Annotated in this window: 19 protein-coding genes and 1 tRNA gene; 11 read left to right on the top strand and 9 right to left on the bottom strand. The window is 71.4% G+C overall.

Going from position 1 to position 20799, the window contains the following annotated elements:
* Positions 1-164 precede the first annotated feature (164 nt).
* From KYK13_RS13335 to KYK13_RS13305, 7 genes are all read left to right on the top strand, one after another.
* Positions 165-1526 carry an IscS subfamily cysteine desulfurase gene (locus tag KYK13_RS13335; RefSeq protein WP_223646601.1) on the top strand — a complete coding sequence of 454 codons (1362 nt, stop codon included), beginning with the start codon at positions 165-167 and terminating at the stop codon, positions 1524-1526.
* 120 nt (positions 1527-1646) lie between these two features.
* The gene (gene iscU, locus KYK13_RS13330) at positions 1647-2039 is read left to right on the top strand and encodes a Fe-S cluster assembly scaffold IscU (protein ID WP_120532156.1); all 393 of its coding nucleotides are present in this window, start codon (positions 1647-1649) and stop codon (positions 2037-2039) included.
* A gap of 41 nt (positions 2040-2080) precedes the next feature.
* Positions 2081-2464 (top strand): iron-sulfur cluster assembly accessory protein, encoded by a 384-nt coding sequence (locus KYK13_RS13325; protein WP_223644663.1) that lies wholly within the window; start codon positions 2081-2083, stop codon positions 2462-2464.
* 125 nt (positions 2465-2589) lie between these two features.
* Positions 2590-3138: a Fe-S protein assembly co-chaperone HscB gene (gene hscB, locus KYK13_RS13320; RefSeq protein ID WP_223644661.1), complete on the top strand. Its 549-nt coding sequence runs from the start codon at positions 2590-2592 to the stop codon at positions 3136-3138.
* Positions 3135-4979: a Fe-S protein assembly chaperone HscA gene (hscA, locus tag KYK13_RS13315; protein WP_223644659.1), complete on the top strand. Its 1845-nt coding sequence runs from the start codon at positions 3135-3137 to the stop codon at positions 4977-4979. The genes hscB and hscA overlap by 4 nt, the downstream gene beginning before the upstream one ends.
* A 3-nt stretch (positions 4980-4982) precedes the next feature.
* On the top strand, positions 4983-5360 hold the full coding sequence (locus tag KYK13_RS13310; protein ID WP_223644657.1) for a 2Fe-2S iron-sulfur cluster-binding protein: 378 nt from the start codon (positions 4983-4985) through the stop codon (positions 5358-5360).
* Positions 5361-5444: 84 nt separating this feature from the next.
* Positions 5445-5528: transfer RNA gene (locus tag KYK13_RS13305), tRNA-Leu, on the top strand.
* A 76-nt stretch (positions 5529-5604) separates the two neighbouring features.
* Here the strand turns inward: KYK13_RS13305 and KYK13_RS13300 are convergent.
* Both KYK13_RS13300 and KYK13_RS13295 read right to left on the bottom strand, forming a co-directional pair.
* Positions 5605-6687 (bottom strand): lysylphosphatidylglycerol synthase transmembrane domain-containing protein, encoded by a 1083-nt coding sequence (locus tag KYK13_RS13300; RefSeq protein WP_223644655.1) that lies wholly within the window; start codon positions 6685-6687, stop codon positions 5605-5607.
* 20 nt (positions 6688-6707) lie between these two features.
* Complete coding sequence (locus KYK13_RS13295) at positions 6708-8300, bottom strand: alkaline phosphatase family protein (protein WP_223644653.1); 1593 nt, start codon at positions 8298-8300, stop codon at positions 6708-6710.
* 154 nt (positions 8301-8454) lie between these two features.
* Here KYK13_RS13295 and KYK13_RS13290 point away from each other — a divergent pair, with 154 nt between their 5' ends.
* Complete coding sequence (locus tag KYK13_RS13290; RefSeq protein WP_223644651.1) at positions 8455-9633, top strand: BamA/TamA family outer membrane protein; 1179 nt, start codon at positions 8455-8457, stop codon at positions 9631-9633.
* Between the two features lie 30 nt (positions 9634-9663).
* Here KYK13_RS13290 and KYK13_RS13285 read toward each other — a convergent pair whose 3' ends face one another.
* The 5 genes from KYK13_RS13285 to fni form a co-directional block, all read right to left on the bottom strand.
* On the bottom strand, positions 9664-10743 hold the full coding sequence (locus KYK13_RS13285; protein WP_223644649.1) for a mevalonate kinase: 1080 nt from the start codon (positions 10741-10743) through the stop codon (positions 9664-9666).
* A 132-nt stretch (positions 10744-10875) separates the two neighbouring features.
* Complete coding sequence (gene mvaD, locus KYK13_RS13280) at positions 10876-11862, bottom strand: diphosphomevalonate decarboxylase (RefSeq protein WP_223644647.1); 987 nt, start codon at positions 11860-11862, stop codon at positions 10876-10878.
* Positions 11859-12809 carry a mevalonate kinase gene (gene mvk / locus KYK13_RS13275; protein WP_223644645.1) on the bottom strand — a complete coding sequence of 317 codons (951 nt, stop codon included), beginning with the start codon at positions 12807-12809 and terminating at the stop codon, positions 11859-11861. Before mvk ends, mvaD begins: the two co-directional genes overlap by 4 nt.
* 91 nt (positions 12810-12900) lie before the next feature.
* Positions 12901-14229: a hydroxymethylglutaryl-CoA reductase, degradative gene (locus KYK13_RS13270; protein ID WP_223644643.1), complete on the bottom strand. Its 1329-nt coding sequence runs from the start codon at positions 14227-14229 to the stop codon at positions 12901-12903.
* Between the two features lie 33 nt (positions 14230-14262).
* Positions 14263-15321, bottom strand: coding sequence for a type 2 isopentenyl-diphosphate Delta-isomerase (gene fni, locus KYK13_RS13265; protein WP_223644641.1), 1059 nt, complete (start codon positions 15319-15321; stop codon positions 14263-14265).
* A gap of 151 nt (positions 15322-15472) precedes the next feature.
* Between fni and KYK13_RS13260 the strand changes: the two genes are divergently transcribed.
* Entirely contained in the window at positions 15473-15892 is a 420-nt protein-coding gene (locus KYK13_RS13260) for a hypothetical protein (RefSeq protein ID WP_223644639.1), read from the top strand.
* 160 nt (positions 15893-16052) lie between these two features.
* The gene (locus tag KYK13_RS13255; RefSeq protein WP_223644638.1) at positions 16053-17006 is read left to right on the top strand and encodes a zinc metalloprotease HtpX; all 954 of its coding nucleotides are present in this window, start codon (positions 16053-16055) and stop codon (positions 17004-17006) included.
* Here the strand turns inward: KYK13_RS13255 and KYK13_RS13250 are convergent.
* The gene (locus tag KYK13_RS13250; protein ID WP_223644636.1) at positions 17003-17851 is read right to left on the bottom strand and encodes a 2-oxo acid dehydrogenase subunit E2; all 849 of its coding nucleotides are present in this window, start codon (positions 17849-17851) and stop codon (positions 17003-17005) included. The two genes, KYK13_RS13255 and KYK13_RS13250, sit on opposite strands and share 4 nt — an antisense overlap.
* Before the next feature lie 178 nt (positions 17852-18029).
* Between KYK13_RS13250 and KYK13_RS13245 the strand changes: the two genes are divergently transcribed.
* On the top strand, positions 18030-19109 hold the full coding sequence (locus KYK13_RS13245; RefSeq protein ID WP_223644634.1) for a cell envelope biogenesis protein TolA: 1080 nt from the start codon (positions 18030-18032) through the stop codon (positions 19107-19109).
* Between the two features lie 85 nt (positions 19110-19194).
* On the opposite strand, the gene KYK13_RS13240 is transcribed toward KYK13_RS13245, so the two are convergent.
* Complete coding sequence (locus KYK13_RS13240; protein WP_223644632.1) at positions 19195-20709, bottom strand: hypothetical protein; 1515 nt, start codon at positions 20707-20709, stop codon at positions 19195-19197.
* Positions 20710-20799: the final 90 nt, after the last annotated feature.

Genomic DNA, 20799 nt, shown 5'->3' with positions numbered 1-20799 from the left:
CCATGTTCCCTTGACCCGAGGGGGGTCGATTTTATAATTGACCAGTCCGGTCCACATTCGTGTGGGCCCGTGTAGACCCTGCCGCTGCGCGCGGACCCACCGCGTCGCCGGGGAGCGGAGGGACGTTCCACCCTCCTGCGTCACTTCTTCCTGAGGATTTCATGCTGAACCTGCCCATCTACATGGACAACCACGCGACCACCCCGCTGGACCCGCGGGTGCTGGAGGCGATGTTGCCCTACCTCCGCGAGGACTTCGGCAACGCGGCCAGCCGCAATCACGCGTTCGGCTGGAAGGCCGAGGCCGCGGTGGAGAAGGCGCGGCGGCAGGTGGCGGACCTCATTGGCGCGTCGGAGAAGGAGATCGTCTTCACCTCCGGCGCCACCGAATCCGACAACCTGGCCATCAAGGGCGTCATCGAGTTCTACAAGTCCAAGGGCGACCACATCATCACCCTGAAGACGGAGCACAAGGCCGTCCTGGACACCTGCAAGCGCCTGGAGCGCGTGCGCCAGGAGCGCCTGGACGAGCTCAAGCTGCTGCGCCTGGGCCAGTTGGCCGGGCGCGACGTGACGCCGGAAGAAGTCCCGGAGCTCGCGGCGAAGCACCACCTGGAAGCCGACGAGACGTTCCAGAAGTGGGCGGAGATGCCCACCGGCGGCGCGCGCGTCACCTACCTGGACGTGGAGCGCGACGGCCGCGTGAGCCTGGAGAAGCTGGCCGCGGCCCTCACGCCGAAGACGGTGCTCGTCTCCATCATGTTCGCCAACAACGAGATCGGCGTGGTCCAGCCGGTGGCGGAGATTGGCAAGCTGTGCCGGGAGAAGGGCGTCCTCTTCCACTGCGACGCGGTGCAGGGCGTGGGCAAGGTGCCCTTCGACGTGGAGAAGATGAACGTCGACCTGGCCTCCATCAGCGGCCACAAGATGTACGGCCCCAAGGGCGTGGGCGCCCTCTACGTGCGCCGCAAGCCGCGCGTGCGCATCGCGCCCATGGTGGACGGCGGCGGCCACGAGCGCGGCATGCGCAGCGGCACGCTGAACGTGGCGTCCATCGTCGGCTTCGGCGCGGCGGCGGAGGTGGCGAAGAACGAGCTTCCGGAGGAGTCCGCGCGCCTGTTCCGCCTGCGCGAGCGGCTGCGCACGGGCATCCTGGAGCAGCTGGACATGGTGACGGTGAACGGCAGCCTGGAGCACCGCATGCCGGGCAGCCTCAACCTGTCGTTCGCCTACGTGGAGGGCGAGGCCCTGATGATGTCCATCAAGGACGTCGCGGTGTCCTCCGGCTCCGCGTGCACGTCCGCGTCGCTGGAGCCCTCCTACGTGCTGCGCGCGCTGGGAGTCGAAGAGGACATGGCGCACAGCTCCATCCGCTTCGGCCTGGGCCGCTTCAACACCGAGGAGGAGGTCGACTTCGTCATCCGCCTGGTGGTGGACAAAGTCCGCAAGTTGCGAGACATGAGCCCCCTGTACGAGATGGCCAAGGAAGGCATCGACCTCAAGAGCATCGAGTGGACCGCGCACTAGGCGCTCCCCTCGCCTCAAGACTTCCCGCCGGGCACGGAAGCCCCCGCCCGCCCGGCCGCGCATCGGTTGCCCGGATGGCGCATCAGTTCAAGCGTTGGATGATGAAGGAGCGTTAGACGCATGGCTTACAGCGAGAAGGTCATCGAGCACTACGAGAACCCCCGCAACGTGGGGACGCTCGACAAGAACGACCCGAACGTCGGCACCGGCCTCGTGGGCGCTCCCGCCTGCGGCGACGTGATGCGCCTCCAGCTGAAGATCAGCGACGCGGGCGTGATTGAAGACGCGCGGTTCAAGACCTTCGGCTGCGGCTCCGCCATCGCGTCCAGCTCGCTCGTCACCGAGTGGGTGAAGGGCAAGACGGTGGACCAGGCCATGACCATCTCCAACAAGGACGTGGCCCGGGAGCTGGCGCTGCCCCCGGTGAAGATCCACTGCTCCGTGCTGGCCGAGGACGCCATCAAGGCGGCCATCGAGGACTTCAAGAAGAAGCGCGCGGCGCGGCAGTCGTAGGCCCCTCGCGGCACTTCACTTCCAGGATTGAGGACGACCCCATGAACGAGCAGGCCCAGACGACCCAGGCCCCTCAGACGCCCCCCAAGCCGGCCCCCAAGGGCATTGGCCTGGCGGACAGCGCCGTGGCGCGCCTCAAGCAACTCCTGGAGGAGCGGCAGACGCCGGAGGCCGGCCTGCGCATCGCCGTGAAGGGTGGCGGGTGCTCCGGTCTCCAGTACTCCATGGAGTGGGCGGAGAAGTCCCGCGAGCGCGACAAGGTGTTCGAGCGCGACGGCGTGCGCGTCTTCGTGGACCCCAAGAGCTACCTGTACCTCATCGGCACGGAGCTGGTGTTCGAGCAGACGCTGATGGCGTCCGGCTTCAAGCTGAACAACCCCAACGTCAAGGCTGCCTGCGGCTGCGGAGAGAGCTTCTCCGTCTGAAGCCCACGAGGCCTTCCCGCCCGCCCCGTTGGTCAGGGAGCGGGCCGCAGGGGTCCGGCCCGGTGCCGGGCCCCTTTTTTCGTTTCCCCGCTTCTTCCTTTCGATTCCCCCGAGGACTCCCCATCGTGAGGACCCACTTCGACGTGTTCGGGCTGCCCCGCTCCCACGCCGTGGACGTGCCGGCCCTGGAGAAGCAGTACCGGGAGCTGTCGCTCCAACTGCACCCGGACCGCGTCGCGCCCGGTGACGCGAAGGCGCGCCTGGCCGCCGTGGAGGGCACCACCGCCCTCAACGAGGCCTTCAAGACGCTGAAGGACCCGGTGCGCCGCGCCTTCTATCTGCTCAAGCTCCATGGCGTGGACCTGGACCGCGAGGACGCGGGCGCCCAGAAGGACATGCCCCTGGAGTTCCTGGAGGAGGTCATGGAGCTGCGCGAGGCCCTGGACGAGGCCATCGCGGCGAAGGACCTGCCGAAGGCCCAGGCCATGGCCCGGGACGTGGCGGGCCGCAAGGCAGCGGCGCTCCAGGTGGCCGTGGCGGCGCTCGGGGCGCTGGAGGGCGAGGGGGATTCTCCGGACGGGGTGAGAAAGGCATCGCACGCGCTGGGGCGGGTGCGCTACTTCACGCGCTTCCTCGAGCAGGTGGACGCGTTCGAGGAGGAGGTGCTCGCGTGAGCAACAACGGCTATCTGCAGATCCACGACCCGCTCAAGCCGAAGGGCCACGTGGTGGGCATCGACCTGGGCACGACGCATTCGCTCGTGGCCTCCGTGTCGCAGGGCAAACCCCGCTGCGTCCCGGTGGACGAGGGCGACTCGCTGCTCCTCCCGTCGGTCGTGCACTACGGCAGGGACGGCGGCGTGGTGGTGGGCGCCCGCGCGCGCAAGCTCGCGGCCGAGGCCCCCACGGACACCATCGTGTCGGTGAAGCGCTTCATGGGCCGCAGCCCGGATGATCCGGAGACGCGCAAGCTGGGCCACTACGACTTCGCCCCCGGCGCCAACGTGGTGCGCTTCAACGTGTCCGGCGGCCAGCCGGTGACGCCCATCGAGGTCTCCGGTGAAATCCTGCGCGCGCTGAAGCGCCGGGCGGAGGCGCACTTCTCCGGCAAGGTGGAGCAGGCCGTCATCACCGTGCCCGCCTACTTCGACGACGCCCAGCGCCAGGCTACTCGCGATGCGGGGAAGCTCGCGGGTTTGGAGGTGCTGCGGCTGCTCAACGAGCCCACCGCCGCCGCGCTGGCGTACGGCCTGGACAAGGGCAGCCAGGGGATGTTCGCCGTCTACGACCTGGGCGGCGGCACGTTCGACATCTCCATCCTCAAGCTGGAGGACGGCGTCTTCGAGGTGAAGTCCACCGGCGGTGACTCCGCGCTGGGCGGCGACGACTTCGACCGCGCCATCGCGCAGCACGTGCTCCAGGCGATGGGCGTGGCGTCCCCCTCGCCCGCGCGCATCGCGGAGGTGATGGTCGCCGCGCGCCGCGCGAAGGAGGCCCTCACCGACGCCTCCGAGGTCACCCTCAGCGTGGACGGCCATTCGCAGCCCGTGTCCCGCGCGGACCTCGAGGCGTGGATCCAACCGTTCATCGCGAAGACGGGCGCGGTGTGCCGGCGGGCCCTGAAGGACGCGGGCGTGGCGGCCGGGGAGCTGGACGGCGTCATCCTGGTGGGCGGCTCCACGCGCGTGCCCGCGGTGCGCCGCTTCGTGGCGGAGCTGTTCGGCCGCGAGCCCCTGGGCGACATCGATCCGGATCAGGTCGTGGCGCTGGGCGCCGCGGTCCAGGCGAGCCTCCTCACCGACGGCGACCGTCAGGACGAGGTCCTGCTCCTGGACGTCATCCCCCTGTCCCTGGGCCTGGAGACGATGGGCGGCATCACGGAGAAGCTGATCCCCCGCAACTCCACCATCCCCACGGCGGCGGCGCAGGTGTTCACCACGTTCAAGGACGGCCAGACGGGCCTGGACGTGCACGTGGTGCAGGGAGAGCGGGAGCTGGTGCAGGACAACCGCAGCCTCGCGCGCTTCACGCTCTCCGGCATCCCCGCCATGGCGGCCGGCATGGCCCGCGTCGAGGTCCGCTTCCAGGTGGACGCGGACGGCATCCTGTCCGTCTCCGCGAAGGAGCAGAGCACCGGCGTGGCCCAGGCCATCACCGTGAAGCCCAGCCACGGCCTGACAGAGGAGGAGATTGAAAAGATGCTCCTCGACTCCATCGACTTCGCGGAGGAGGACATCCAGGCCCGTCAGCTGCGCGAGCAGCAGGTGGAGGCCGAGCGCGTCCTCTCCGAGGCCGACCGGCAGCTGCGTGAGAACGCCGCCCTGCTCCAGCCCGGCGAGCCGGAGGCCATCCAGGCCGCCATGGCGCGCGTGCGCGAGGCCGCCGGGGGCAGGGACTACCTGGCCGTGAAGGAGGCCCTGCACGCGCTGGATGAGGCGTCCCGAGGCTTCATCGAACGGGTCATGAACCGCGCCATCACCCAGGTGGTGTCTGGCCATTCCGTGGAGGAGTACTGAGCCGTGCCCAAGGTCACCTTCAAGAGCCCCCTGGCCGAGGTCGCCGTGGACGTTCCCGCGGGCACCACGCTGCTGGACGCCGCGGAGAAGGGCGAGGCCCAGGTGGGCCACAGCTGCGGCGGCGTCTGCGGGTGCTCCACCTGCCACGTCTGGGTCCGCAAGGGCCTGGACTCGCTGAGCGAGCAGCGGGACGACGAGATGGACCGCCTGGACATGGGCTTCGACGTCCGGCCGTACTCCCGCCTGTCGTGCCAGACGGAGGTCGGCGGCGAGGACGTCACGGTGGAGATCACCGAGGAGTCCCTCGTCGCCTTCATGGATGAGAACCCGGCGGTCCGCCGGAAGCTCGAGGCGGAGGGGCGCTGGCCCCTGAAGAAGTAGCCTGAAAAAGGATGCTTGACCGGGCGGGGGAGGTTCTTTATACGTCTCGCCCATCGCAGCGCCGCAAGGCGCCGCGAGCCACCTGCCCAGGTGGTGGAATTGGTAGACACACTAGATTCAGGGTCTAGCGCCTGCAAGGGCATGGAGGTTCGAGTCCTCTCCTGGGCATGAAGTCAACGAAGGGCCCCGACCACAAGTCGGGGCCCTTTTTGTTTTCCCGCCCTGCTCTCTCCTTCACGCGGGCTCAGGGCGGCGCGGGCTCCACGGCTTCGTGCGCCACGTGGTGCGCGGCGGCGTTGGCCAGCCGGCCTCCCTTGCGCAGGTCGCGGATCCGCAGCTTGGAGCGATGCACGCACCAGGCCCCCAGCGCCACCTGACTGATGACCGTGCCCAGGTGGGTGAGCGTGGCGAAGGCCGCCGCCTCCTCCGGAGGGGAGCCCAGCGCGCGCGCGGCCCAGCTGGTGACGAAGTAGTAGATGCCCATGCCCGCCGGGACGCCCGGCAGGGACTGCCCCAGGGAGATGGCGCCCAGCACGACGGCGCCCGCGAAGAGGCCTCCGGGGATGTGGACGCCGCGCAGCGCCAGGCCGTACGCCAGCGCGGAGGCGAACACCGGGAAGACGGAGAAGAAGAACACCTTCGCCATGCCCTTGAAGGACCGGGCGGTGCCCAGGCCCTCGCCCACGTGGTTCAGGAAGCTGTCCACGCGGGGCATGGTGTGGCGCCGGTGAAGCCAGCGGCCGAGCGGCGCCGCCCAGTGGGCCAGGAGCACCACCAGGGCCACCAGGCCGATGCACAGCGACAGCGCCACGTGCAGCTCCGTGCGGAAGTGGGCCATGGTGTCGCCGAAGGGGCCCAGGAAGGACAGGGCCACCAGCAGCATCAGGCAGGCGAACTCCATCAGCTTGCACACGCCCACGGAGCCCAGGCTCCGGATGAAGGGGAGGTGGTGGGTGCGCGAGAGCAGGAAGGAGCGCGTCACCTCGCCCAGCTTCCCCGGCAGCGCGTTGTGCACGAACACGCCGATGCCCACCAGTTGGAAGCGGTCCTTGAACGGGATGGGCTTGCGCAGCGTGGCCTGCCACTGCACCGCCCGCAACGGCACGAGCGACGCCTGCAGCAGCATGAACGGGATCAACCACACCAGGTGGCCCGGCAGGTCGTGGACGAACTTGTCCAACGGGAAGCGCGGAATCAGCAGGTCGCCGGGCCCGCGCAGGTTCCACTTGAAGAAGGCGGTGGACAGCAGCAGCAGGGACAGGGCGAGCCCGACGAGGCCCCCCAGCACCTTGAGCCACGTGCGTCCGCTGGCGTTGGGAAGCCGCATGGTCCTCCCCTTCCCCGGTTTCAATGCAGGATCCGCAGCGGGCCGGTGTCCAGGTAGGCCTCCGCCAGGCGCTCGTGCAGCCGCGCGCAGTGGCTCAGGCCGGACAGGTCCACCGGGCCGCTCGCGGGCCACAGCACCAGGCTGTCGGACTCCACGCGCGTGAGGCCGCCGTGCGAGCCGAACTCCCACGCGAAGCCCACCGTGCCGCCCCGCTGGATGGCCTCGCCGAAGAGGACCAGGTCCCCCGCGGTGTCCATGCGCGGCAGCCCGTGGAGGAACTCCGCCACGGCGTGCCGGCTGTACTCGCTGGAGAGCGGCGCGCGGTCCAGGTCCGCCGGGCCGTAGACGCCCCCGCCCATCACCACCACCGCCTCCGCGCCCCGGCGCATCGCCACCATGCCGATGTCCGGGTTGCTCGCGGCCCGCGCCAGCACCTCCGGGTGACGCGCCAACAGCTCGCGCGCCTCCATCGGCGTGGGACGGCCGCTCAGGTAGATGTGCGCGAAGTTGCCGGCCTCCACCACCACCGGGGTGAAGGGCTCGTGCGCGCCGGTGTCCGGCGCCGGCGGAGCGCGGCCGTCGAGCAGGCCCCGGAGCACGTCGTCCTGCAGCGGGGGCACCTCGCCCTCGAAGAGCACGGCCTCCAGGCGGCGGCCCTGGCGCTGCTCCAGGGGCAGGCTGTCCACGTGGCCGTGGTCCGACAGGAGGATGACGTCGTAGGGCACCGGCGCGGCGCGGGCCACGGCGTAGAGCCCCGCGAGCGACGCGTCGACCCGGTAGAGCTCCTCCATGGCCAGCTTCGAGCGCGGGCCCCGGCGATGGGCCACCTCATCGTAGTTGCCGTAGACCAGGTAGATGAGCGGCACGCCGCGCACCATGTCCACCAGGGACTTGGTGTACGCGAAGCTCCAGCCCAACCGCTGGAGGAGGATGCGGCTCAACAGGAACCCGTGCTCATGGCGCCAGTCCTTGAGGGCGTCCGCCCACTGGCGCACCTCCCGCACGGCCTGCCAGGACTCCATGCCGAAGGAACGCACGAAGTCCCAGGCGCTGCGCGTGCGCGCCGCCCCCAGGCCCTGGATCTCGTACGCGAACGAGCGCGCCATGAGCTTGAAGCTCGACAGCGTGCTCATGCACATGCGGTTCATGGCGCCCGCGTGGAAGAGCGAGAAGTACGTGTGGCCGCCCTGGTCCAGGAGGCTCGTGCGGCCGTGGCCTCGCAGGCGCGCGTCGATGGCCATCGCGTCCGCGGGCGCGTTCATCTGCACCTTGCGGCCGAGCGTCCGGTCGTACCAGCTGTAGCCCGGCAGGTTCGGGTGACGCAGCCCGTAGAGCAGCCCCGCCTGGAAGAACGGCGTGGACGTGGGCGCGCCCCAGAAGGCGTTATCCAGGTGATACGCGCCAGAGCGGATGAGCCGTGAAACAAAGGGCATCCGCCCGTTCATGATGGCTTCGTCCAGCAGCGCCTTCGGCACCCCGTCCAGATGGACGAGCAGAGCGTTCCGGGGCCGACGTGCCGCCACCGGTGGAACTTTCGTTCCAATCCTCCGGACGAGGGTATTCGCCCAGTTTCGTGAATTCTCGCTGACGAGCTCGTTGAGACTTTCTCGCACGTTGACGGCTCCCCCATCCCCCAATGCAAAATGGGCATTCAGGGGGACAGGAGCTTCCGGGGCCGTGCTGCTCTCTTGGAGAGCAGGCGGGCGGAAAGGGCGTCCTGTCCCGGGCTGGAATCGATCCGCCCCCCAGGGGCTTCACGGGGTTTCGATGCTGGCTCCAGTCGTCTTTCTCTTCTTCATGCTGATGTCACTGAGCGCCGTGGCCGCCGGCCGCACGGCGCCCGGGCTGGTGCCGGTGAAGCAGACGCCGACGATGGATGGCATCGCGCTGCCTCTGTTGTCGTTCAGCTCGGACCAGGGCTTCGGCTACGGCGCCGTGGGAGGCATGTACCTCTACGGGGATGGCAAGAAGCTTCCTTATGCGCACGCGTTATCCGCGCAAGTGTTCTTCAGCTCGCGCGGCGCCATGAATCATTACCTCCGCTATGACGGCCCGCAGCTGCTGGGGCCCCTGCGGCTGGAAGGACGGCTGGAGTACCGCCAGGAGAAGAGCAGCCCCTTCTTCGGCGCGGGCAACCTGTCCGCCCCGGAGTTCCGGGGCAACGTGGATGACGAGAAGTACAACTACGACAAGGGCTCGCCGGGCCTCTGGGTGCGTCTGCGCGGGCGGCCCTTCGGTGAGGGGCACCCGTTCCAGTCGTACGTGGGCTACGGCTGGCGCTACACGCGCGTGTCACCCTACGCGACGTCCATCCTGGCGCAGGAGAAGCCCATCGGCATCGAGGGCGGGCCCAGCGGGCAGCTGCTCGCCGGCGCGCTCTGGGACACGCGCGACGACGAGTCCGACCCGACGTCCGGCGGCGTGGAGGAGGTGGCGCTGCGCGTGTCGGGCCTGGCCACCTTCAGCCGCTACCAGTACGCGGGCGTGACGCTGAGCGAGCGCCGCTACATCCGCCTCACGCCACGGCTCGTCTTCGCGCAGCGGCTCACGCTGGACATGCTCTTTGGCGAGGTGCCGTTCTTCGAGTGGATGACCACGGGCGGCGTCAACGTGTCCGAGGGCATTGGCGGCATGAGCAGCGTGCGCGGCATCGAGCGCAACCGCTTCGCCGGCAACGTGAAGGCGTTCAGCAACTCCGAGCTGCGCTTCCAGGCGGCGCGGATGTCCGTCTTCGGGCAGCCGCTGGCGCTGGGCGCGGTGGTGTTCCTGGACCTGGGCCGCGTGTGGCATCCGGGGGTGACGGACGGCAAGTGGCATGAGTGGCACCCGGGCATCGGCGGCGGCCTGCGCTTCTCGCGCCGCGCGGCCGTGGTGCGCATGGACTACGCGCGCTCCACCGAGACGGGCCGTCAGCGCTTCTACATCACGTTCGGTCACATGTTCTAACGGCGGGCCCGGGCGCGCGCCGCACTGTTTTCACGTGAGCGCGTCCACCCAGCCGCGAAGCCGCGCGTCGGCCTGCGCCTCGCCGCGCACGCCCTGCTCCACGTCGAGCGTCAGCGTGAGGAAGCCGCGCGACTCCAGGCCCTGGCGCAGGGCCTCGCGAGCCTCCGCGTCCGGGGCGAAGAGGATGCAGCCGTCGCCGCCGCCCGCGCCGGAGAGCTTGCCCGCGCACTGGTACGACGTGGCGATGGCCAGCACGCGGCGCATGCCTTCGGTCTCCAGCGGGCCCAGCTCCAACAGCAGCGCGTGCTGGGCCCTCACGGCCTCGGAGAAGGCGCGGAAGTCGCCGCCGCCCAGGCCGTCTTCAATCGCGTGGCCCAGCGCGTCCGAGCGCGCCACGAAGGCCTTGCGGCCGGAGTCCTCCAGGCGCGCTTCCACCTGGCCGATGAGGAGCCTGGTGGAGGCGCTCTCGCCGGTGAAGGCGTAGAGCATGGACACGCGGGGCGCGGGCATGCGCCAGAGGTCCACCGGCGGGGACTCCGCGAGCGCGGCGTTGAAGCGGCCGGTGTTGGCGGCGTCCGCGAGCGCAGTGACGTCGTAGCGCCGGTAGCGCACGGTGCCGCCCGCGAAGCTCGTCGCCACGTCGCCGCCGCTGCCCTTGCCGCCCTGCCCCAGCGTGTGCGCGGTGAGCGCGAGCTTGAGGACGTCGAACCTCTCCTCCAGCACGAAGCGCGCGGCCTCCGCGGCGAGCACCGTCGCGGAGGCGCTGCCGCCGATGCCCAGCTTGTGGCCGCCCGGGCCCAGCGCGCCCGGCGCCACCGCGAGGTCGAAGCCCACGCTCGCGCGGCCGTGCGCGCGCAGGGCCTCATCCAGCGTGCGCGCGACGAAGGAGAACCCGGCGGGCACGTCGCGGTCCCACCTCACGCCCCGGGGCGTGGTGAGCCCCTGGAGCGTCCCCTCCTCCAGGCAGATGTGCACGCGCGAGTCCTGGCGCCTGCGCACATAGGCGGCCGTGCGCGGCGCCACGGCGGCGAGGCGGGACACGCCGCCCCACAGCACGGCGTACTCGCCGGAGAGGAACAGCTTGCCCGGGGCGGAGAGCGCTCGGTCCATCGATGCGTTACCTCGTGCACGCGCGGCGCGCCGTGCTGCGGCCGGACGCATGCGTTGGAGTCATTCCGCCAGGCGGAGCGAGCGGCGCATCCGCTGGAGCCTCGTGCCCGCTCCAGCGAAACGCGCAGTTCGTCAGAACAGGTGCTCGGTGAGCAGCGCCGCGTCACCGCCGGGCACGCAGCGCACCACGTCCACGGCGCCGCAGGCGCGGGCCAGCGCCTCCGCCGCGACTTCATGGGCCGCGTCCGTGAGCAGCACCGGGTTCGGCCCCGCGTCGAGCGTGAACCACACCGGCACGCCCTTCTTGCGCTGCTCCTTCAGGTGCTGGATGAGCCCCAGCGTCGCCGGGCTCAGGTAGGAGAGCGGTGGCTCCGCCGAGAGCGTCGTGCAGTGCATGCGCCACGCGTTGCGCTCGCACAGCTCGCCCAGCGCCTCCAGGTCCTTCTTCGCGATGAGCTCCCGGGCGCGGGGCACTTCGGCTTCCGCGTCCTTCACCCAGGCCGGGTAGTACGGGCTCGTCTCCACCGTGTTCTTCATCCCGTCCCGCGACTTCACCTCCTTCTCGCCGCGGTCGAGGATGGCCACCACCATGCGCAGGTCCGCCCAGTGCCCCGCGTCGAAGCGCTGCACGGCGTAGCTGTCCTCGCCGTCCGCGCGCTCGCCGCGCATCCACTCGCAGAAGCCGCCCTGCACGCTGCGGCACGCGGAGCCGCTGCCCCGCCGCGCCAGGATGCTGGACGCCCGCGTGTCCTGCGGCAGCCCCGCCGCCGCGCGCCCCGCCACCGCCAGCGCCGCGAAGCCCGCCGCGCTGCTCGCGAGGCCCGCCGCCATGGGGAAGTCCCCGCGCGACACCACCCTCGCGGGCCCCAGGTCGCGCCCCGCCTGCACCCGCACCGCGTCCAGCAGGCGCAGCACGCGGTCTCGCTCGCTGCCCTTGGCCACGTGGCCGTGCAGCTCCACCGCGTCCGCGGACGCGCCGAACTCCACCGTCGTCGTCACGTGGATGGGCGCCAGCGTCAGCGACAGGCTGGACTGGTGCGGGAGGATGAGCGCCTCGTCGCGCTTTCCCCAGTACTTCACGAGCGCGATGTTGGGATGCGCCCGGACCGTTGCCTTCATGGAATGCCTCCCTGGGCCCGCGGCCCCGCGAGCTGGCTCGCGAAGCAGCGCACGCCGTCGCGCGTCAGCCGCGCGACCACGGGCTCCGGTTCGGGGAAGAGGCCGATGACCGCGCCACCGTCACCTCCCGCCCCGGTGAATTTGGCCCCCAGCGCGCCCAGCGAGCGCAGCCGGAACACCATGTCCTCCAGCGCTGGCGACGACAGCCCCAGCGCGTTCAACAGGCCCTGGTTGACGTTCATCGCGTCCCCCAGACCCTCCACGTCACCCGCCTCCACCGCCTTCGCCGCCTCGGCGACGAGCCTGCCCACCTGACCGAAGAGCCGCTTGTAGCGCTCCGGCCACCGCGCCTGCCGCTCGCGCAGCGCCCCCACCGTCAGCTTCGTGGGACTGCGCGCCCCCGCCAGCGCCACCACCACCGACACCGGCCTGGGGCTCTTCAGCTCACGCGCCCGTCCGGTGACACCCGCCGGCGCCTGCACCCGCCGGTAGAGGATGAGCTTCTCCTCCGCGCTGGTGGTGTGGTCCACGCCGGACGGCGTGCCGTGGAACTCCTGCTCCATCTCCCACGCCAGCCGCGCCGTCGCCTTCGCCGTGGGCGCCTGCCCCGCCGCCTGCAAGAGCACGCGCGACGTGGCCACCGCCAGCGCCGCGGAGCTGCCCAGCCCCGCGGACAGCGGCAGCTGCGGCTCCAGCGTCACCTTCACCTTCGGCTCGCCCACAAGCCGCGCCGCCCGCGCGAACGCCTTGCGCATCAGCCGCTTCTGCGCCGCGTCCGCGGTCACCGGCACGTCCAGCACGCACGAGCGCGAAGGCATGCCGCGCGCCACCACGCCGATGCTCAGGGGGCCGGCGATGGCGGGGTAGCCGTACACCACGCTGTGCTCGCCCAGCAGGATGACCTTGCCGGCACCGAAGGCGACCAGGGGATTCTTTGCGGAAGTCATGGCACCTGGCACGCGGAAGGGGGGCGGACGCTTCATTCCGCGCGCCGCCCGGTCCCGTCAAGCGCCCCCTCGGGTCGGGGGCGCTTCCGGGTCAGCCGTTGGTGAGGGTGGCGATGGCGGGCGTCTCCGGCGGCAGGCTCGCGAGGATCTCCCGCGCCTTCTCCACCTTCACGTGTCCGGCCTTCACCAGCAGGTTGGCCACCTTCTCCACGTCCCCGCCGCGCGCGCCCGCCGTCACCGCGACGCTGCGCGCGTGCATGGCCATGTGGCCCTTCTGGATGCCCACGGAGCCCAGGGCCCGCAGCGCGGCGAAGTTCTGCGCCAGGCCCACCGCGGCGAACACCATGGACAGCTCGCGCACGCTGGTGGCGCGCATCAGCTTGAGCGCCACCTGCGCGCCCGGGTGGATCTTGATGGGCCCCCCCACCAGGCCCAGCGCCAGCGGCAGCTCGATGCGGCCCACCAGGTGCCCTTCCTCCAGGTACCAGGTGGACAGCGGGCGGTACTGCCCCTTGCGGCACGCGAACGCGTGCGCGCCCGCCTCGATGGAGCGCCAGTCCTGCCCCGTGGCGATGGCCACCGCGTCGATGCCGTTCATCACGCCCTTGTTGTGCGTGGCGGCGCGGTACGGGTCCGCTTCGGCGAAGCGGCTCGCCTGGGCGATGCCCTCGGCGATCACCTCGCCCGGCAGGCCGAAGTCCGCCAGCAGCGGCAGCGGGATGCGGCACGTGGCGCGCGCGAGCCGCTTGTCCGCCAGGTTCGACAGGATGCGCAGGTACACCCGGCCGCCCGTCAGCTGCTCGATCAGCGGCGCCACGCCCTCCGCCATGGTGTTGATGAGGTTCGCCCCCATCGCCTCCTGCGCGTCGATGAGGAGGTGGACGATGAGCAGCGGCTCGCCGCGCGGCCCCTCCGGCGCGGGCAGGAGGCGCACCTCCACGTCCTTCGCGCCACCGCCGCGGGCCACCATGGCCGGGTGGAAGCTGTTGGCCAGGGCGACGATCTGATCCTTCGCCTCCAGGATCTTCTCGGACGCGAGGCCGGGGTCGCCGTAGTTGGAGACCTGCACCTGGCCGATCATCATCGACTCGTCGGCCTCCGCGGTGAAGCCGCCCGCCTCGCGGACGATCTTGGACGCGAACGACACCGCCGCGACGACGGAGGGCTCCTCCACGGCCATGGGGACCAGGTAGTCGCGCCCGTTGACGTTGAGGTTGAGGCCCAGGCCCAGCGGCAGGGAGAACGTGCCCACCGCGTTCTCGATCATCTGGTTGGCGATGGACAGGTCCAGGCCGCTCTCTCCGCGCAGCTGCTCCAGTTCCGCCTCGGTCAGGCGGAACATCTGGCCGATGCGCGCCAGGCGCTCTTCCAGGGGCAGCTTGTGGAATCCGGCGAGCCGGGACGTCACGGTGTCAGACATGTTCTTCCTTCCCAACCTGGGATCCACCCTGCATCACAACGCCGCCAACCAATCCTTCAACGCTCCGGTCACCACGCGGGGCCGCTGGCGCAATTGCGTGACGGTACGGCTTCCCGTCAGCACCAGCGCTTGCTTCAGCCCGGTGAGGATGACCTTCAACGCCTCCTCGGCGGCCGGCAATCCCCCCTGCTGCTGGGCCCGGAACAGCGGCAGCGCCATGCCCGCCAGGTCCGCGCCCAGCGCGAGCACCTTCGCGGACTCCAGCCCACCGCGCACCCCGCCGCTGGCGACGAGCCGCGCCTCCGGCCCCACCGCCTTGCGCACGCTGGCGATGGCCGCCGCGGTGGGGATGCCCCAGCCGCTGAACTCCGCGCCCACCTGGGCCTGCGAGCCCACCGCGCGAAGCTGCTCCACCCGCACCCACGACGTGCCGCCCAGCCCGGAGACGTCCACGTTGGACACGCCCAGCTCCACCAGGCGCCGCGCCACGTCCGGGCCGATGCCGCACCCGGTCTCCTTCACCAGCAGCCGGTCGCCCAGCGCGCGCGCCAGCTCCTCCACCACACGGTAGCCGCCCCGGAAGTCGCGGTCGCCCTCCGGCTGCGTCAGCTCCTGGCCGGCGTTGAGGTGCAGCGCCATGCCGTCCGCGCCAATGGCGTCCATCAGCCGCCGCACGCCGTCCACGCCCAGGCCAATGGCCTGGTACAGCCCGATGTTGCCCAACAGCGCCACCGTGGGCGCCACGTCGCGCACCGCGTACGACGCCGCGCGCGAGGGGTGCTCCGCCATCGCGCGCTGGCTGCCCACGCCGAAGGCCAGGCCGTGCCGCTCCGCGAGCAGCGCCAGGTCCCGGTTCACCGCGCCCGCGCGCTCCGTGCCGCCCGTCATCCCGGTGACGAGCAGCGGCGCCTGGAGCCGCTTGCCCAGGAACGGCGTGCTCAGGTCCACGTCCTCCACCGCCATCTCCGGCATGGCGCAGTGGATGAGGTGCACGCACTCCAGCAGCGTGGAGTTCTGCGCCGGTTCCACGTCTCCGGTCGCGCACAAATCGAGGTGGGCATCCTTCCGCCTGGCTGTCGTCTCGTCGCCCATGTCGCTGAAAGCCACCCGCGCTGTCGCTGCAAAAAACGTGTAAGCCTGGAAGGTCCCTGGGTTCCTAGCAAGCGCCAGGGCCGAGGTGCAAGCCAAAGGGCCCCAGCGGTCGCCCCCGAGGCGTGGATGGACGCGGTGGCTTCTGGACGGTATGAGCCTGCGCGTGAGCACGCCGGACAACAGGGTCGTCGTCTTCCTGCACAGTGGCGAATACGACCGGGTGCACCAGGGGCTCTCCATCGCGGCCGCGGCGACGGCCGCCGGACGGCGCGCGGAGGTGTACCTGTTCTGGTGGGCGCTGGAACGCTTCCTGACGGACAGGCTGGACGAGCCGGACTTCACCGGCCGCGAGGACGTGGCGGACCGCTTCGAGGCGCGTGGCATGCCCACCGTGCGCATGCTGCTGGAGCACGTGCGCGACTCCGGGTTGGGCACGGTGGCGGGCTGCACGGGCTCGCTCGGTGCCCTGGGGAGCGAGTCGAAGGCGGGCGACAGTGGCATTGACGTCTGGCTCGGTTGGAGCGCCATCCTCCAGCGTACGGCGGGCGTGACGGATCGTTTCTACCTTTGAGCGGATTACGTTTGAGACGACCGGCGGCCGGGGCCATGGGCCTCCGGGGCAGGCTGGCCCCGTCACGTTGACGCTCCTTCGCGCCTGCTTACGTTTCGTGTGGCCCCCTTGACGGGGCGAAAGGCACGGAAAGAGGACCATGGCGCAGCGTGACCCCCACATGACATCCCGAGGACCGGCGGCACCGGCGCTCAAGGGCGGCGGGTGGCACCGGCTGGGCAATGCCTTGAAGACGACCGTGCTGCTGGCGGGCTTGACGGCGCTGGTGCTCGTCATCGGTCAGCGGCTGGGCGGCGCGCAGGGCCTGGTGATGGCGGGCTTCTTCGCGGTGGTGATGAACTTCGGCTCGTACTGGTTCAGCGACCGCATCGCGCTGGCCATCCACGGCGCGCAGCCGCTGTCCTATGAGCAGGCGCCGTGGCTGCATGAGATGGTGGCGCGGCTGGCCGCGCGCGCGGGCATGCCGAAGCCGAAGGTGTACCTGCTGCCCACGGCGCAGCCGAACGCGTTCGCCACGGGCCGCAACCCGAGCCACGCGGCGGTCGCGGTGACGGCGGGCATCATGGACATCCTGGACCGGCGCGAGCTGGAGGGCGTGCTGGCGCACGAGCTTGGCCACGTGCGCAACCGGGACACGCTCATCGGCACGGTGGCGGCGACGCTCGCGGGCATCATCAGCTACGCGGCGCAGATGCTCTTCTGGTTCGGCGGCAGCATGCTCAGCCGCGGCGACGACCGTGAGGACGGCCTGGCCGGGGCGCTGTCCAACCTGGGCCTGCTGCTGGTGGCGCCCATCGCGGCCACGCTGCTGCAGCTGGCGGTGAGCCGCTCGCGCGAGTACGGCGCCGACGCCACGGGCGCGGAGCTGTGCGGAGACCCGGACGCGCTGGCGAGCGCGCTCCTGAAGATGGAGCGCGGCGCGGAGGCCATCCCGTATGATCGCGCGCCCGCGACGTCGCACCTGTTCATCGTCAACCCGCTGCACCACGGCGGGGTGATGTCGCTGTTCTCCACGCACCCGCCCATCCCGGAGCGCGTGCGCCGCCTGCGCGAGATGAGCGCGCGGATGGGCCAGGGGACGCGCGGCCGCGGCGGCTGGGAGTACGCATACTAGCGGCCGGCAGGAAGCGGAGCATCCGGCAAGGGGCCAAAGGCCTCCACCGGGTGCTCCAGCATCTCCCGCAGCGTGCTGGCGATGACGCCCGCGTGGTAGCCGTCCAGGAAGCGGTGGTCGAAGGACGCGTTGATGTTCATCACGTGGCCGGGCACCACCCTCCCCTCCTCCACCACCGCCACCTCCCGCACCCCCCCGGGCGCGAGGAAGATGGGCACGCGCGTGAAGGGCGCGAGCGGCAGGTACGCCGTGTCCAGCCCCAGCTCGCCCACGTCCACCACCACCGCCGAGCCGAATGGATCCCTCGGCAGGCCCAGCCATGAAGGGTTGAGGTTCAGCGTGTACGTGAGGAACGACACGAGCCCGGTGAAGCGGTGCAGGAGCAGGTGCGGCACGCGCTCCAGGAGGCGCCGGCCGTGCTCCACCCGCGGGTCCCTGCCTTCGCGCACGAGCGCCGCGGCGGACTCCACCTCCAGCGCCAGAGCGCGCACGGACTTTTGATCCACGTCCTCGATGCGCACGGGCGTGAGGCCCTGTCGGTCCGCTCCGGGGAGCACCGCGCACACGGTGATGCGCTTTCGCAGGTAGATGCGCTGGTAGCGCAGGAGCGCGTTGGCGTCCGGGCAGCGGCGCAGCGCTTCGCCCACCGCCTTGAGGACCAGGTGCGTCGCGCTGAGCCGCACGCCGGTGCGCTGATGGAAGGCGTCCAGGTATGCGAGCGCCGCATCCATGCGCACCGTCAGCGTGCCGTAGACCGTGGGGTCATACGCGGTCGCCCAACTGCCGATGGCGAGCTTGCGGAAGCTCGACACGTCCCGCTTCGGCTTCAACTCCAGGTGCGCCATGGGGCCCCAGCGTGCCCCAGGACCGCGCCTCCAGGGGAGCCGGAAGACGGATGGACTCCCGGCCCGAGCCAGCGCCGCGGGCGGGGCCCGCCGGGTTGCCTGCCAGTGAAGCCTTGACGCGCCATGTCCGGGAGTTAGGCTGCCCCGCTTTTTGCATCCTTCTGTGGAGGTCGTTCCCTTGCTGGTTGCACTCATCCTCGTATCGGTCGGGTTCGCCGTGACGCTCGGCCTGCTGCTCTTCGGAGACAAGAGCGGCGCTGGTGCCAACGCGGGCCGTCCCTCGCTCTCTTCTTCCTCCTCCGCGCCGTCGTTCCGTGGCGAGCTGGAATCGGAGAGCAAGGCGCGCGCGAAGGCGGAATCGGAGGTCCAGCGCAAGCAGAAGGAGCTGGACGAGCAGCGCACGCAGCTCCAGGAGGTCAAGGAGCAGCTGAAGCAGGCCAAGCGCAAGCTCTTCGAGCAGAAGGAAGGCGAGAAGGGCTCGAACGACCTGCTGAAGGCCCGCGCCGAGGTGGAGCGCAACGCCAGCATCCAGCTGGAGCAGACTCGCGCGGAGCTGGCGCAGGCCCTGACGGAGAACGCCCGCCTGCGCGCCGAGACCGAGTCGCGCGGCGCGCCCCGCCGCCGTGAGGCTCCGGTCACCGCCCCGGCCGCCGTCCCCACGCCCGTGGCCGCTCCGGCGGCCCCCGCCCCGTCGGAGCAGATCGCCGCGCCCGCGAGCGAGCCCGTGGTGAACGCGGCGGTGTCCGTGACGCCCGCGCCGGTGGCCCCGGCCGAGCCCGTGCGCCGCTACCGCGAGCTGAACGACGCGGACCGCGAGAAGATGAACCGGCTGGAGCAGGCGGCCAACAAGGACCGCGCCCGCGCCGCGGAGCTGGAGAAGGAAGTCCGCCGGCTGAAGGGCCGCGCCGACACGCAGGCGCGCATCCTGTCCGTGACGAAGTCCGAGGCCGACCTGGGCAAGGACAAGTACAAGGCGCTGGAGAAGCGCCTCAACCGCACGCTCCTGGAGCGCGACCTGCTTCGCCGGGCCATCAAGGACCTGGAGAAGAAGACGGGCATGCTCGCGGACCGCACGGAGCTGACGCCGGACGAGGTCGCCGCCAGCGATCAGCGCAGCGACGAGCAGGCCCGCGCTCGCGCCGAAGCGGAGGCCCGCGCCGCCGCCGCCGCGACGCCCACGGAGGCCCCGGCCGCCACGGAGCCCGCGTCCAGCGACAGCGAGGCGAAGCCCTCCGACGCCCCGCCGTCCAACGCCTGAGCCGCATCCCGGCTTGAAGCCTGAAGGCCCCGCGGTCCCCCTCGCCGGGACGCGGGGCCTTGGTGTTTCTGGAGGCCCGCCGTCGTCAGTCGCGCGGCGGCGGCATCACGACCAGGGCCTCCGTGTTGGCGCGGATCTCCCCGGTGCTGTCGTCCACGCCGCCCACCACGAGCACGGAGCCATCCGGCAGCGCGGAGCACGTGTGCCACACGCGCGGCTGCGGAATCAGCGGCAGGCCCAGCACGGTGGGCTGCGCGCCCGCGTGCGGGGTGATCAGCTCCGCCCAGGGCACCGCGGTCGTCGTGCCGGGGTTCGTGCCCCGCCCGCCCATGACCACCACGCGGCCATCCGGCAGCGTCACCGCGCACGGGTTGCTCCGGGGCATCAACGCCGGGCCGTCGCGCACGGTCATTTCGTTCTCCAGCACCTCGGAGACGCCCACCGGGCGCGCGCCCTGGGTGGGATCCACACCGTCGAAGCCGCCCACCAGCAACGGGCGGGGGGACTCGTCCGGCCGTCCCAGCACCGCCACGGCCGCGCCCACGCGGGGCACTCGCAGCCGGGGCGGAACGTTCGCCAGACGCTCGAGGTCCATCCCGTTGAAGCCGAGGGACAGGACCTCCGGAACAGGCCCTGTTGTGTCCGCGCCCCCAGCGATGAAGAGCGTCTTCCCATCCTCCATGGCCACCAGCGTCGCGTCGACGCGGCGCACCTCGCCGACCCCGTCCACGAAGCGACCGGAGGCACTGTCGAAGGCATCCGCCGTGAACACCCCGCGTCCATCCGCCGCGCGTCCGCCCACCAGCAGCACGTGTCCCGCCGCGTCCACCGCTGCCGCGTGCTGGTAGCGCGCGACCTTCGGCGTGAGCTCCGTGACCGCGCCCGACCCCGGGTCCACGAGACGCGCCGTGGGCTGCAACGTCACGGGAGCGAAGGACTCCGCGCCACCCGCGAGGAACACGCGGCCCTCCGGCAGGAGCGACGCCGTGTGGAACGCCCGCGCGCCCACGTCCGGTCCGGGGCTGAACGTGCCGTCCGCCGGGTTGAACAGCTCCGAGGTCCTCGACACGGGGCGCGCCCCGTTCGCCTCGGGCCGGTAGCCTCCGGTGAACAGCACGCGTCCATCCGGCAGCGTCGTGGCCGTGTGCGCCGCGCGCGCTTCGGCCGGCAGCGAGCAGGTCCCCGGCGCGGACGCCAGGTTCACCGGCACGGACTCCCCCAGCCGCCGCAGGAACACCCGCACCGTGGGCGCCTGCCCTTCCGTCACCTCGAACGGCGCGGTGCGGCCCAGCGCCACCAGCCGTCCGCCCGAATCCGGCGCGCCCACGTAGGCCCGCACCTCCAGTACCCGCGCGCCGCCCTGCGGCACGGCCGGCACGTCCGCTTCCGTCCAGGCCACCGTCGACACCCGTTCGCGCGGCGTGTCGAGTCCCGGCCCCGTCACGCGGAAGCGCAGGTGCGTCACCCCGGCCAGGGGCTGCGTGCCGGCGCAGGAGGCGGTGATGAGGTCCACGGAGGGGCGGACCTCCTTCTCCCCGCAGGCGGGGGTGAGGGCCACGAGGCCAGCGAGGAGCGTGGAGCGGACGAAGCGCGGAGCCATGCGGCGGACGCTACCAGCCCCCCTCCCCGGAGGGGTGGAGTCCAGACGGCCGGAAGCAGGCGGGGCGGCGGGGATTGCGCTGTAATGCGC

Source organism: Corallococcus sp. EGB (assembly GCF_019968905.1).
GTDB lineage: Bacteria > Myxococcota > Myxococcia > Myxococcales > Myxococcaceae > Corallococcus.
Note: the sequence above shows the minus strand (reverse complement) of the source record. Positions and strands in the feature narration are given on the sequence as shown.

What these genes read in the sequence shown, in the direction of transcription:
- KYK13_RS13240 (WP_223644632.1), bottom strand. Translation starts at nt 20,709, where the DNA reads ATGGCTCCGCGCTTCGTCCGCTCCACGCTCCTCGCTGGCCTCGTGGCC.
- iscU (WP_120532156.1), top strand. Translation starts at nt 1,647, where the DNA reads ATGGCTTACAGCGAGAAGGTCATCGAGCACTACGAGAACCCCCGCAAC.
- KYK13_RS13300 (WP_223644655.1), bottom strand. Translation starts at nt 6,687, where the DNA reads ATGCGGCTTCCCAACGCCAGCGGACGCACGTGGCTCAAGGTGCTGGGG.
- KYK13_RS13290 (WP_223644651.1), top strand. Translation starts at nt 8,455, where the DNA reads ATGCTGGCTCCAGTCGTCTTTCTCTTCTTCATGCTGATGTCACTGAGC.
- mvk (WP_223644645.1), bottom strand. Translation starts at nt 12,809, where the DNA reads ATGACTTCCGCAAAGAATCCCCTGGTCGCCTTCGGTGCCGGCAAGGTC.
- KYK13_RS13255 (WP_223644638.1), top strand. Translation starts at nt 16,053, where the DNA reads ATGACATCCCGAGGACCGGCGGCACCGGCGCTCAAGGGCGGCGGGTGG.
- KYK13_RS13260 (WP_223644639.1), top strand. Translation starts at nt 15,473, where the DNA reads ATGAGCCTGCGCGTGAGCACGCCGGACAACAGGGTCGTCGTCTTCCTG.
- KYK13_RS13270 (WP_223644643.1), bottom strand. Translation starts at nt 14,229, where the DNA reads ATGTCTGACACCGTGACGTCCCGGCTCGCCGGATTCCACAAGCTGCCC.
- KYK13_RS13285 (WP_223644649.1), bottom strand. Translation starts at nt 10,743, where the DNA reads ATGGACCGAGCGCTCTCCGCCCCGGGCAAGCTGTTCCTCTCCGGCGAG.
- fni (WP_223644641.1), bottom strand. Translation starts at nt 15,321, where the DNA reads ATGGGCGACGAGACGACAGCCAGGCGGAAGGATGCCCACCTCGATTTG.
- KYK13_RS13325 (WP_223644663.1), top strand. Translation starts at nt 2,081, where the DNA reads ATGAACGAGCAGGCCCAGACGACCCAGGCCCCTCAGACGCCCCCCAAG.
- KYK13_RS13250 (WP_223644636.1), bottom strand. Translation starts at nt 17,851, where the DNA reads ATGGCGCACCTGGAGTTGAAGCCGAAGCGGGACGTGTCGAGCTTCCGC.
- mvaD (WP_223644647.1), bottom strand. Translation starts at nt 11,862, where the DNA reads ATGAAGGCAACGGTCCGGGCGCATCCCAACATCGCGCTCGTGAAGTAC.